Below are 12,362 nucleotides of genomic sequence, written 5' to 3'. Positions count from 1 at the left end.
TCGCCTTGACGAAAACGCCGGCGCGGACAACAAACCCATCCATGCTGAATCAGACCAAACCGGATCCTGTTCGCTCGCCGCTGCTGGAAGCGGCCAAGCCGCGAGGTATCCGCCATGGCTATTTCACCCGTATCGGCGGCGTCTCCGGCGGCATCTATCAGGGACTTAACATCGGCACCGGCTCGGATGACGATCAGATGCTGGTCGCCGAGAACCGCCGCCGCGTCGCTGCCTGGATGGGTGTGCCGGCCAGCCATCTCCTGACCGCGCATCAGGTCCACTCGCCCGATGTCGTTATTGCCAGGGAACCCTTTCCCGGCCCGCGGCCCAAGGCCGACGCCATCGTCACCGACCGGCCGGGCATCGCCATCGGCGCCTCGACGGCCGATTGCGGCCCGGTGCTGTTCGCCGATGCGCAAGCGCGCATCATTGGCGCTGCACACGCCGGCTGGAAGGGCGCTTTCACCGGTGTGCTTGAAAACACCATTGCCGCGATGGAAAGCCTCGGCGCCCGCCGTGAGCGCATCATTGCGGTTCTCGGTCCTTCGATCGGCCCCGACAATTACGAGGTCGGGCCGGAATTCGTCGCCCGTTTCGTCGAAGCCGATGCCGAAAACATCGGCTATTTCGCGCCTTCGGCCAATCCGGCGCATGCAATGTTCGATCTCAACCTCTATACGGTCGACCGGCTGAAGAAGGCTGGCGTGACCGCGCAGGGGCTTGGCCGCTGCACCTATGCCGAGGAGGATCTCTTCTTTTCCTACCGGCGCGCGACGCATCGCAAGGAACCGGACTACGGTCGGCAGGTTTCGGCAATTGTTTTGGAGAACGGATAATGGCGCTGCATTTCGAACGGTCGGAATTTGACGCCCGGCGTGACCGGTTGATGATCGAGATGACGGAAAAGAAGCTCGATGCTGTACTGCTTTTCGCCCAGGAGAGCATGTACTGGCTAACCGGCTACGACACGTTCGGCTTCTGTTTCTTCCAGTGCCTGGTTGTGAAGGCTGACGGCTCGATGGTGCTGCTCACCCGCTCGGCCGATTTGCGCCAGGCGCGCCACACATCGATCATCGACAACATCGTGCTGTGGACCGACCGCGACGGCGCCAACCCGGCGGTCGACCTGCGCAACCTGCTCAACGACCTCAATCTCCTCGGCGCCCGCATCGGCGTCGAATACGACACCCATGGCCTGACCGCCTTCAATGGCCGCCGCGTCGACGAGCAGCTGCAGACCTTCGGCCAGATCGCCGACGCCTCCGGTATTGTCGGCCGTCTGCGCCTGTTCAAGAGCCCGGCTGAAATCGCCAAGGCCGAAAAGGCCGCCAACCTTTCCGACGACGCGCTCGACGCGGCCCTGCCGCTGATCAAGCAGGGCGGCGACGAAGCGCTGATCCTTGCCGCCATGCAGGGCGCGGTGTTTGCCGGCGGCGGCGACTATCCGGCCAATGAATTCATCATCGGCTCGGGCATCGACGCGCTGCTCTGCCGCTACAAGGCCGGGCGCCGCAAGCTGACCAAGAACGATCAGCTGACGCTCGAATGGGCCGGCGTGTTCCATCACTATCACGCGCCGATGATGCGCACCGTGCTGACCGGCAAGGCGTCGAAGCGCCATCAGGAGCTGTTCGACGCCGCCCGCGCGGCTCTTCTGGCGGTCGAGAAGGCGATGACGCCCGGCAACACCTTCGGCGACGTCTTCGACGCGCATGCCCGCACGCTGGAGGCGCACAGCCTGACCAAGCATCGGTTGAACGCCTGCGGCTATTCCGTCGGCGCCCGCTTCACCCCGTCCTGGATGGATATGCCGATGTTCTACCAGGGCAATCCCGAGCCGATCGCGCCCAACATGACATTGTTCGCGCACATGATCATCATGGACTCCGAAACCGAGACGGCGATGACGCTTGGCCGCACCTACCTGACCACCGAATCCCAGCCGAAGCCGCTTTCGCGCCATGATCTCGACTTGATCGTACAGTGAATCCATAATGGTTGGTCCACGCGGGGGCGTTCGCGACTAAGGAGTTTTCGGGCAGATGAGACGATCGCATGTGACGACCGTGTCATTGCTCGCAGCGCTTGTGCTGGCCGCTTGCACCAATGCCAAGGACGTCCTTGAGCCGTCCGCCATCACGCCGCCGGCAGCCTCGGCCCAACCGGCTCAGCCCTTGGCTGCCCCGGGCATCGCGCCCGCCGCCACACCAGCGCCGGCCGTCGGCGCCACGACACCCGCCAACCCCGCGCAGAGCGCCGCCGCTTTGTCGAAGACCCGGCTGCAGATCGCGCCGATCGTCGGCGCCTCGGTGGAAGCGGCAACGCCGCTGACGGCCGAACTGCAGACACGCGCCAAGCAGCGCGGCATCACCCTTGCCGGCAGCGCCGACCAAGCCGCCACCCATGTGCTGAAGGGCTACTTCTCGACGATGACGGAAGGCAAGGATACCACCGTTATCTATGTCTGGGACGTCTATGACCCCGCTGGCAACCGGCTACACCGCATCAATGGCCAGCAGAAGGCGCCCTCGGTCAATGCCGCCGAAGGCTGGCCCGCGGTTGCACCCGCTACCATGCAGGCGATCGCCGACCAGACGATCGACCAGTTCGCGGCCTGGCTCGGCGGCAGCGCCGGCTGATCCGCCTGTTACCGGCTTCCGTTCACTGTTGACGTTTTTGAGATTAGCCGGCGGATTCCCGTCAACGAGGCTTGCAATACCGGCACGGCTCGCTACAAGCCCGATTAAGAGGACCTCCCCATCCTTCGCCAGGAACGGTGCATGAAGCTTTTCGCGGGCAATTCCAACCGGGTGCTGGCCGAAGCGGTCGCCCGCTATCTCAATGTCCCGCTGGGCAAGGCCAGCGTCAGACGCTTCGCCGATCAGGAAATCTTCGTCGAAATCCAGGAAAACGTGCGCGGCGAGGATGTCTTCATCCTGCAGTCGACCTCGTTCCCGACCAACGATCATCTGATGGAACTGCTCATCATGATCGATGCCTTCATGCGCTCCTCGGCCAAGCGCATCACCGCGGTCATCCCCTATTTCGGTTACGCCAGGCAGGATCGCCGGGCCTCGGGCCGCACACCGATCTCGGCCAAGCTGGTCGCCAACATGATCACCCGCGCTGGCGTCGACCGCGTTTTGACGCTCGACCTCCATGCCGGCCAGATCCAGGGTTTTTTCGACATTCCGACCGACAATCTGTTCTCGGTGCCGGTGATGGCCCGCGACGTGAAGGCAAAATACAAACAGCTTGCCAATGTCGTCGTCGTCTCGCCCGATATTGGCGGCGTGGTGCGCGCCCGCGCGCTCGCCAAACGCTTCGACGCACAACTGGCCATCGTCGACAAGCGCCGCGAACGTCCCGGTGAATCCGAAGTGATGAACATCATCGGCGCGGTCGCCGGCAAGGATTGCCTGCTGATCGACGACATCGTCGATTCCGGCGGCACGCTGTGCAACGCCGCCGATGCGCTGCTCGCCAACGGCGCTACCAGCGTCACCGCCTATATCACCCACGGCGTGCTGTCGGGCGGTGCGGTCGCCCGGATCAGCGGCTCGAAGCTGCAGGAACTGGTGATCACCGATTCCATCCAGCCGACGCAAGGCGTGCTCGACGCCCCGAATATCCGCGTCATCTCCATCGCCGACCTGATGGGCGAGGCGATTTCGCGCACAGCGACCGAAGAGTCCGTGTCGAGCCTGTTCGATTAATCCATGTTGCCCAAAAGCGTGCCCACGGGCCTGGCTCGGGGGTAATCTCCTTTTTTGGAATCTGCCCCAAACCGTCGTGAAAGGAGCCAGCTGATGCGCAATCGAATCAAGGCTGCAGGCATCGCAGGAATGCTTCTCGCAATCGGCATCGCCAGCGCGGCCTATGCGCCGACAATCGCTCCGGTTTCGACCGCGCAGGCGCAAACGGAATATCTTCCCACCGAAAAGGATTTCATCGGCAAATGGAGCATCGCAGGGTCCGCAATCCGGCCACCGCGTGATCTGAAAGAGCCGGCGAAGCCCGACCAGGAAGCGTCTGCGACCGAATTTCAGCAGACTGTGACCGCCTTTTATGGCGCCTTCGACTATCTGGAGATCACGGCGGACGGCCGCTACAATTTTCACCAACCGGGTGACCCGGCATCGGGGCCTTGCGTCTGGTGCGGGACATGGTCGTTCAAGAACGATTCCCTGTGGCTCGAACTGGACACGGCGCCCAGGCTCGACATCTACGCCGAGGGCGGCGACATGCAGATGACCTACACGGCCGAGCCTGAAGAGACGTCACGATACAAATGGCTTGTTTTCAGCTGGACCAAGGCTGATTGAACTGAGGGGTGAGGCGTTCTCGCGCACGCCAACCGAAGCATCGGTGTCAAGCCCGATCTCCTGAGGCGGGCAGTCAGTCCATGGTTGCATTGTGCGAGGAGTTCACCATGGCCATACTGCCCCTCCAATCAACGGAGGAGTAGCAGATGCGGCGTAGGACTTTGCTCGGGCTCGCGGTTTCCATCGCAGCCACCCTTTCAGCACCGGCGGCCTGGGCCGCCGATTTTCCGGACCGGACCATCACCATGGTTGTCCCCTTTTCCGCCGGTGGCTCGACGGATCTGGTCGCGCGCCTGGTCGCCAACAAGATGTCCGAAAAGCTGGGCCAGCAGATTGTCGTCGAAAATGTCGGCGGCGCCGGGGGCAGCATCGGCGCTGCCCAGGTCGCCCGAGCCGAACCGGACGGCTACACGATCCTGATGGGCACGGTCGCAACCCACGCGCTCAACCCGCTGATCCTGAAGACAAAGCCCTACGACGCGGAGAAGGATTTTGCGCCGATATCGTTGCTCGTGCTGGTGCCAAACGTCCTGGTCGTAAACCCTGAATTCCCCGCCAAGGACGTCAAGGAACTGATCGAGATGCTGAAGAAGGACCCGGACAAATATGCCTACGCCTCATCAGGCAATGGCACCCCGCTGCATCTCTCCGGCGAGCTTTTCAAGACGATGGCCGGCGTCAGTATGCAGCACATTCCCTACAAGGGCGCCGGACCGGCCTTGAACGACGTTATCGGCAATCAGGTGCCGATGATGTTCGACAACCTCCCCTCTTCATCGGGCCATATCAAGAGCGGGACGCTGAGAGCGCTTGGCGTCACCACTAAGGAGCGCGTTCCCTCCTTCCCCGACATACCGGCCATTGCCGAAACCATTCCCGGCTATGAAACCTACAGCTGGAACGCTCTGTTCGCGCCCGCAGGCACGCCGCCGGAGGTCGTCGCCGTTCTTCAGAAGGCGGCAGTTGAAGCCCTGAAAGACCCTGATGTGATCGCCCGCATGGCCCAGTTCAGCGCCTCGATCGTGGCCTCCACCCCGGAAGAGCTTGGAGTGCATGTGAAGGCCGAACTCGCCAAATGGGAACCGATCGTCAAGGCCAGCGGCGTTCAGCTGGACTAGGGCCTACGGCAAAGTACTGCGGGCTTTTCCTGGCGCTACGGCGCCGGGGCCTCAAGTCGAGGCTGAGCCCGCCGCATGCCTTCGTCGCGGGCGCCGCGCATATAGCCGCGCGGCGAGGCGCCGAGCATGCGCTTGAACATGGTTATGAATGCCGGCACGCTGTCATAACCGAGGTCGAGCGCCACCCTGGTGATCGGCTCGCCATCGGCGAGCCTGGGCAGGGCCGCAAACAGGCAGGCCTGCTGGCGCCAAGTCGACAAGGACAGTCCGGTCTGGCGGTGAAAGGCGCGGGTGAACGAACGGCGGCTCATGCCTGCGGCATCCGCCCACTCGTCGATCGTGGCGTGCGGCGAAGGTGCCGCGACAAAGCGTCGGCAGAGCGCCGCCAGCTTCGGGTCGGACGGGAACGGCAGCCCGAGCGGCCGTTCCGGCAAGGTCGGGATCTCGTGCAGCAACAGGTTCATGATCAGCCCGCCGCGGCCTTCCAGTTCGCCGCCTTGCGGCAGCTTTTCCGATTCGACGATCAGGCTGTGCATCAGCTCGGTGATGCCGACGACGCGCAAACCTTCCGGCAGGCCGGGGATAGCGCCCGGCATGACATAGACCGAGCGCATCGAGACATCGCCCAGCATTTCGACAGAATGCTCGGTGCCGGCCGGTATCCACATTGCGTGGTCGGGCGGCACCATCCAGCGCCCGTACCTGGTCGTCACCAGCACGACACCGACCAGCGCATGCAGCAGCTGGCTGCGGCTGTGGCGGTGTTGCGGCACGAGGTAACCGTCGGGATATTCGGTCGGCAAAGCCACCGCCGGCCCGGAAACCTCCTCCAGCCACTGCCAGCGGCTTTCGTGCAATCGGCCGAGATCGGCATTGCCGGCGCGGAAGATGTCCCTGCCATGTGGCATCGGCTATGGCCCACTTGCGAAACTATTGGACCAAACCACGAAAGAAGTCGCCTCGCAAGCGGCTTATAAGGCAGCCATCCCCAAGGCGCTCCGCAGGGGCGTCGCCCAAGCGCTTCAGACGAGCGTCCTTAAGGCGGTCCGCGGGAGCGGCCGCCAAGCCTGCCCGCGGGCAAACACCCGCCAAAAAGACCTCGGAGCCTGCCTTGACCGATACGACAGCCACCAGCATTGCACCGCAGCCAAGCGCCAGCCTCCCTTCAGCCCAGGCGACCGCCTTCACCGTCATCCTGGCGGTGAGCTTTTGCCACGGCATCAACGACATCATGCAATCGCTGCTGCCGGCGATCTATCCGCTGCTGAAAGAGAATTACGGTCTCGATTTCTGGCAGATCGGTCTTCTGACCTTCACCTTCCAGGTCACGGCGTCGCTGCTGCAGCCTATCATCGGCATGATCACCGACAAGCGGCCAATGCCCTATTCGCTGCCCTACGGCATGGCGTCCTCGCTGATTGGCCTGATCGTTCTGGCCTATGCCGGCGACTATGCGCTGCTTCTGGTCGGCGCCTCGCTGATCGGAATCGGCTCGGCGATCTTCCATCCGGAATCCTCGCGCATTGCCCGCTTTGCCTCCGGCGGCCGCTTTGGCCTGGCGCAATCTTTGTTCCAGGTCGGCGGCAATTTCGGCCAGTCGATGGGGCCGCTGCTCGCTGCCTTCATCGTTGTGCCCTTCGGCCAGACCAGCATTTCATGGTTCGCCGTCGGGTCTCTGATCGGCATCATCGTTTTGTCGCGGGTCGGCGGCTGGTACAGCCGGATGCGCGCCGCGCAGGGCAATCGCAAGGCGGCAAGCTTCGTCTCCCCCTTCCCGCGCAAGAAGGTGATGGGAGCGCTGGCGGTGCTGACGCTGCTGGTGCTGACCAAGAACGCCTACATCGCCTCGCTCTCCAGCTACTACACCTTTTATTCCATCCATAAGTTCGGCGTGTCGGTGCAGATGAGCCAGGTCATGCTGTTCCTGTTCCTCGGCGCCTCGGCGCTGGGCATCCTGCTCGGCGGACCGTTCGGCGACCGCTACGGCCAGAAGGCGATGATCTGGTTCTCGATCGTCGGCGTGCTGCCCTTCACGCTGGCGCTGCCCTACGCCAATTTCGAATGGACGATGGTGCTGACGGTGCTGATCGGCCTGATCCTGTCCTCGGCCTTCTCCAACATCGTCGTGTTTGCGCAGGAGTTGGTGCCGGGACGTGTCGGCACCATCGCCGGGATCTTCTTCGGCTTCGCCTTCGGCATGGGCGGCATTGCAGCCGCCGTGCTCGGCGTCGTCGCCGACATGAAGGGCATCGATTTCGTCTTCCAGATCTGCTCGTATCTGCCGCTGCTCGGCCTGCTGACGGTGTTCCTGCCCAACATGAAGGAAGCCAGGAAGGCGCAAGCGGCGGCCAGATAAAACCGGTCGATTTTCCGGAAATGACACCAGGGGCGCGGCATTTGCCGCGCCCTCTTTGATTCTCCGCCATACGCCGGTTGAGAAGCCTGTTAGGAGATAGTCATCAACGAAGGCTTGGGGCCCTCCGACGAATGACCGCTCATGGTCGGTGGGGAAATGCTGATCGACGGCGGCTTGACCATCGCCCGATAGCACAAGGCACTCGCCTGACCGCGGCTTGTCAGCCGCGCGCTGTTGACCGTAGGTTAGTTGCTCAACCTCTCTGGAGAATAATATGCGCAAGATCGTATTGGCCGTATTGGGTGTGCTTCTTGTTACCTTGCCGGCGACGGCACGCATCGTTCCCTTTCCGCCGGGTTTCAAGACGCAGTCCGTCGAAACCAACGGCACCAAACTCTATGTGCGCGTTGGCGGCAAGGGTCCCGCCGTCGTGCTGCTGCACGGCTTTGCCGATACCGGAGACATGTGGGGCGCCGCGGCCATCGCCCTCGCAAAGGACCACACCGTCATCGTGCCGGACCTGCGCGGCATGGGTCTGTCGGCCCACCCGGAAGCGGGCTACGCCAAGAAGAACCAAGCCGTCGACATCGCCGGCGTGTTGGATGCCCTGAAGATCGACAAGGCAGATCTCGTCACCCACGACATCGGCAACATGGTCGGCTATGCGCTCGCCGCTCAGTATCCCAAGCGCATCACCAAATGGGTTATCATCGACGCGCCGCTGCCCGGCATAGGCGACTGGGAAAAGATCAAGCAAAGCCCGCTGCTTTGGCACTTCAACTTCCGCGGCCCTGATATGGAGCGGCTGGTCGCGGGGCGCGAGCGCATCTATCTCGACCGCTTCTACAACGAGCTGTCGGCTGACCCCAAGAAGATCGACAAGGCGACGCGCAGGCACTACGCCAAACTCTATGCCCGCCCGCATGCGATGCATGACGCTTTCGAGCAGTTCAAGGCGTTTGACCAGGACGCGATCGACAACCAGGCGATGCTTGCCGCCGGCGGCAAACTGACCATGCCGCTACTGGCTGTCGGCGGTGAAAAATCCGCTGGCACTACGCAGGCCGATCTCCTGCGGCTTGTTGCGACCGATGTAACGGGCGGCATCGTGCCCGCCTCCGGTCACTGGATCATGGAGGAAAACCCCGAAGACACCGTCAAGCTGATCACTGGTTTTCTCGATAAGTAGGCACTGTCCCGCTGACATTTCGACGAAACCAAAAGCACCCGCCTGACGGCGGGTGCTTTGCCTATCCAGGTGGACGATTCTAGGCCTTGAAGAAGGCCAGCAGGTCGGCGTTGATGACATCGGCATGGGTGGTCGCCATGCCATGCGGGAAGCCCTTGTAGATCTTGAGCTCGCCCTTCTTGAGCAGCTTGACCGAGAGCAGGGCGGAGTCGGCGATGGGAACGATCTGGTCGTCGTCGCCATGCATGACCAGCACCGGCACGTCGATGGCCTTCAGATCGTCGGTGAAGTCGGTTTCCGAGAACGCCTTGATGCAATCATAATGCGCCTTGGTGCCGCCCATCATGCCCTGGCGCCACCAATTCTCGACGACAGCCTGCGATACCTGGGCGCCGGGGCGGTTGAAGCCGTAGAACGGGCCGGCCGCAATATCGTGGAAAAACTGGGCGCGGTTGGCTGCCTGGGCGGAGCGGAAACCATCGAACACCTCGATCGGCAGGCCACCCGGATTGGCCGCCGTCTTCAGCATGATCGGCGGCACCGCGCCGAGCAGTGCGGCCTTGGCGACACGGCCACCGGAACCGTACTTCGCGACATAGCGGGCCACTTCGCCGCCACCGGTGGAATGGCCGACATGGATCGCGTCCTTGAGGTCGAGATGCGCCGCAAGCTCCGCGACATCAGCGGCGTAGGTGTCCATCTCGTTGCCGGTATCGGTCTGGGTGGAGCGGCCATGGCCGCGCCGGTCATGGGCAATGACGCGATAGCCCTTGGACAGGAAGAACAGCATCTGGGCGTCCCAGTCGTCGCTGCTCAGCGGCCAGCCGTGATGGAAGACGATGGGTTGTCCCGTTCCCCAATCCTTGTAGAAAATTTCGGTGCCGTCCTTGGTGGTGATCGTGCTGCTGCCGGGCTTGGTCATCTCGCTCTCCATTGATTGCTTCCGCGATAATCAATATCGCGATAACCATACGACTAGCGCAGGTCCAAATCCTTGTCTACAGAAAATATGTATCGCGATATCATTTTTCGTGGTACATATTGATGTGCTCAGTCGGCAAAGGAATGCCTCGTGCCTCTCCCGTTGGACAACCAGCTCTGCTTCACGCTTTACGCCACCAGCATGGCAATCAATCGCACCTACAAGCCCATGCTGGACGAGATGGGCATCACCTATCCGCAATATCTCGTGCTGAACGCACTTGCCGAAGCCGGCGGGATGTCGGTCGGCTCGATTGCGCACAGGCTCGCGTTGGAATCGAGCACCATCACGCCGCTGGTGAAGCGCATGGAACAGGCCGGTCTCGTCACCCGCCAACGCAGCCAGACGGACGAGCGCCAAGTGCAGGTCGACCTGACGCCTGCCGGCCGCGCGCTGCTCGTCCAGTGCAACTGCCTCAACGAAACCCTAATCGAACGCTCGGGCATGACGATGGCTGATCTCGATGCCTTGAATCGGCGGATCCAGGCGCTGCGCGAAGCGTTGAGCAGCAAGCCGGACTAGCTGCCCTACAAACACGCCAGGCTTAATCCTTGCCGGCCAGCCAGCGCACGACGTTGCCCATCAGCTTGCCGTAGAGCGGCCAGCCGAGAAAGTCCTGCGACAGCCAGTGCGGGCCGATATCCGTCGCCCAGGCGACAGTGCGGCCGTGGCCAACGCTGCGAGCAGCAAGCAGCGGCCAGTCCGTGCCACGATAATGGCAGGTCGCCAGCAGCTGGGACGAGCCATCGCGCCTGAAATCGAGTTTGTTCATGCCGAGGATCGGCGGCAACGGGCCCGCGACACCGGCAAGGATTGGATGCGACGCCTGAAGGATCGACGGCTGCAGGCCTTGCGGCACTTCCAGCCCGTCCGAGAATGGCAGGCAGCGCACGGGCAGGATGTCCTCGACCGGGGTGTCGTGGAAACGCGCCGTGCCGAACATGCCCTGGAACCCCATATAGCCGCCGGCCAGCATCAGCCCGCCACCGCCTTCGACATAGGCCTTGAGGACGTCGAGGCGGTTGACGCCGATGCGCCCGGCGCGGGCCTCCGGCGTGACCAGCAAGGTCAGCGCGCCGACATCGGAGATCACCACCGCCTGGTATTCGGCCAGCGCGTCGAGGTCATACGGAAATTCGGCCGCGCAGCGATCGCCACCGATCTGCGTCACCGCTATGCCCTCTGCGGCAAGTGCGGCATTGAAGGCCGTCGCGCCGTTTACCCACGTCGCACTCGTCAGCACATCGCCGCCGGCGGCGACCGAGGTCGTCGCCGCGAAGGTCTCGCCTGCCAGCAAGAGTTTCATCGTCGCCCTCACGCTTTTCGACTGACAATTGAACGAGCGGGCGCCGGCTTGAACCGGCGCCCGCCGGGCCTTGGGAGGCTTAGAACTTAAACTCGGCCAGGTTTTCCGGCGTCACGATCTTGGCCGGGCCAAGGATCAGTTCGCCGCTGGCCCCGATCGTGTATTCGCCGAGCCTGCCCGCCGTGAACTTCTCACCTTCCTTGCCGGTGATCTTGCACTGCGCCAGCGCCTGGGCCGCCTGATAGGTCAGGTAGCCGAGATCGGTGACATTCCACCAGATATCCTGGGCAGAGCCATCCTTGATGTATTTCGAAATCAAAGTGGCCGGCGCAAGGCCGGTCAGCTTGACCTTGCCGATCATGCCGGCTTCCTCGAGTGCGCGCGCGGCCGCCGGAAGGCCAATGCCTGCCGGCACGATGATCACCTTGAGATCCGGAAACGCCTGCACCAGCGCCAAGGCCTGCTGCTGGTTGACCTGCTCGCTCTCCTCGCCATAGGCGACCTGCACCAGTTTCATCTTGGCGTATTTCGGCTCTGCCGCCATCTTCGCCTTCATGAAGTCGATCCAGGCGTTCTGGTTGGTCGCCGTCGGCGTCGACGACAGGATGGCGAACTCGCCTTCGCCGCCGCTGAGGTTGAATGCGCTTTCCAGCATCATTTCGGCCAGACTGTCGCCCTTCACCTGGTTCACGAACACCGCGCGCGCATCGGCCGCGACGTCGGAATCGTACGAGATCACCCGGACGCCTTGCTGAACGGCGCGCTTCAGCGCAGGCGCAACCGCATTGGCGTCGTTGCCGGCGATAGCGATGACCCCGACCTTCTGCGACACAAGGCTGTTGATGAATTCGATCTGTGCCTCGGCCGTCGCTTGCGACGGGGCAACCTGGGTGGCGGTGCCGCCAATTTCCTTCGCAGCCTCCTCGGCGCCGCCGAAAGCCACCTTGAAGTAGGGATCGGTGTCGAGCTTGGGCAGGAAGCCGACGGTCACCGGTTCCTTGGCGCATTCCTGGCTGTAGGCCAGCGAGGCCGGCGCAAGCAGAACCGCGGATGCGAGCAGGGCTATTCTAAACGCTTTCATTGTGT

At 62.9% G+C, this 12,362-nt stretch carries 13 protein-coding genes; 9 read left to right on the top strand and 4 right to left on the bottom strand.

From position 1 onward, the window contains the following. Positions 1 to 41 precede the first annotated feature (41 nt). From pgeF to NKH54_RS03285, 6 genes are all read left to right on the top strand, one after another. Positions 42 to 836, top strand: coding sequence for a peptidoglycan editing factor PgeF (gene pgeF, locus NKH54_RS03310; protein ID WP_023695793.1), 795 nt, complete (start codon positions 42 to 44; stop codon positions 834 to 836). After that, entirely contained in the window at positions 836 to 1,987 is a 1,152-nt protein-coding gene (locus NKH54_RS03305) for a M24 family metallopeptidase (protein WP_023683716.1), read from the top strand. Before pgeF ends, NKH54_RS03305 begins: the two co-directional genes overlap by 1 nt. Before the next feature lie 55 nt (positions 1,988 to 2,042). Beyond that, on the top strand, positions 2,043 to 2,639 hold the full coding sequence (locus NKH54_RS03300) for a hypothetical protein (RefSeq protein WP_023686118.1): 597 nt from the start codon (positions 2,043 to 2,045) through the stop codon (positions 2,637 to 2,639). A gap of 141 nt (positions 2,640 to 2,780) precedes the next feature. Further along, on the top strand, positions 2,781 to 3,716 hold the full coding sequence (locus NKH54_RS03295; RefSeq protein ID WP_023686119.1) for a ribose-phosphate pyrophosphokinase: 936 nt from the start codon (positions 2,781 to 2,783) through the stop codon (positions 3,714 to 3,716). A gap of 93 nt (positions 3,717 to 3,809) precedes the next feature. Next, positions 3,810 to 4,325, top strand: coding sequence for a hypothetical protein (locus tag NKH54_RS03290; RefSeq protein WP_023686120.1), 516 nt, complete (start codon positions 3,810 to 3,812; stop codon positions 4,323 to 4,325). A 146-nt stretch (positions 4,326 to 4,471) separates the two neighbouring features. Further along, positions 4,472 to 5,443 (top strand): Bug family tripartite tricarboxylate transporter substrate binding protein, encoded by a 972-nt coding sequence (locus tag NKH54_RS03285; protein WP_023683714.1) that lies wholly within the window; start codon positions 4,472 to 4,474, stop codon positions 5,441 to 5,443. Between the two features lie 35 nt (positions 5,444 to 5,478). On the opposite strand, the gene NKH54_RS03280 is transcribed toward NKH54_RS03285, so the two are convergent. Then, the gene (locus tag NKH54_RS03280; RefSeq protein ID WP_352513945.1) at positions 5,479 to 6,351 is read right to left on the bottom strand and encodes an AraC family transcriptional regulator; all 873 of its coding nucleotides are present in this window, start codon (positions 6,349 to 6,351) and stop codon (positions 5,479 to 5,481) included. Between the two features lie 203 nt (positions 6,352 to 6,554). Between NKH54_RS03280 and NKH54_RS03275 the strand changes: the two genes are divergently transcribed. Together NKH54_RS03275 and NKH54_RS03270 are read left to right on the top strand one after the other, a co-directional pair. Continuing rightward, positions 6,555 to 7,799, top strand: a complete 1,245-nt coding sequence (locus NKH54_RS03275; RefSeq protein ID WP_352667177.1) for an MFS transporter — start codon at positions 6,555 to 6,557, stop codon at positions 7,797 to 7,799. Positions 7,800 to 8,073: 274 nt separating this feature from the next. Continuing rightward, the gene (locus tag NKH54_RS03270; RefSeq protein ID WP_027049909.1) at positions 8,074 to 8,988 is read left to right on the top strand and encodes an alpha/beta fold hydrolase; all 915 of its coding nucleotides are present in this window, start codon (positions 8,074 to 8,076) and stop codon (positions 8,986 to 8,988) included. 79 nt (positions 8,989 to 9,067) lie between these two features. Here the strand turns inward: NKH54_RS03270 and NKH54_RS03265 are convergent, their stop codons facing one another. Next, the gene (locus NKH54_RS03265; RefSeq protein ID WP_155921599.1) at positions 9,068 to 9,910 is read right to left on the bottom strand and encodes an alpha/beta fold hydrolase; all 843 of its coding nucleotides are present in this window, start codon (positions 9,908 to 9,910) and stop codon (positions 9,068 to 9,070) included. Between the two features lie 150 nt (positions 9,911 to 10,060). On the opposite strand from NKH54_RS03265, the gene NKH54_RS03260 reads away from it, so the two are divergent. Next, positions 10,061 to 10,492, top strand: a complete 432-nt coding sequence (locus tag NKH54_RS03260) for a MarR family winged helix-turn-helix transcriptional regulator (RefSeq protein WP_023670043.1) — start codon at positions 10,061 to 10,063, stop codon at positions 10,490 to 10,492. A 22-nt stretch (positions 10,493 to 10,514) separates the two neighbouring features. On the opposite strand, the gene NKH54_RS03255 is transcribed toward NKH54_RS03260, so the two are convergent. Continuing rightward, positions 10,515 to 11,276 (bottom strand): glutamine amidotransferase, encoded by a 762-nt coding sequence (locus NKH54_RS03255; protein WP_023670042.1) that lies wholly within the window; start codon positions 11,274 to 11,276, stop codon positions 10,515 to 10,517. 79 nt (positions 11,277 to 11,355) lie between these two features. After that, complete coding sequence (locus tag NKH54_RS03250) at positions 11,356 to 12,357, bottom strand: rhamnose ABC transporter substrate-binding protein (protein ID WP_031203833.1); 1,002 nt, start codon at positions 12,355 to 12,357, stop codon at positions 11,356 to 11,358. Positions 12,358 to 12,362 lie beyond the last annotated feature (5 nt).

This window comes from Mesorhizobium sp. M1004 (assembly GCF_040318795.1).
GTDB lineage: Bacteria > Pseudomonadota > Alphaproteobacteria > Rhizobiales > Rhizobiaceae > Mesorhizobium.
Note: the sequence above shows the minus strand (reverse complement) of the source record. Positions and strands in the feature narration are given on the sequence as shown.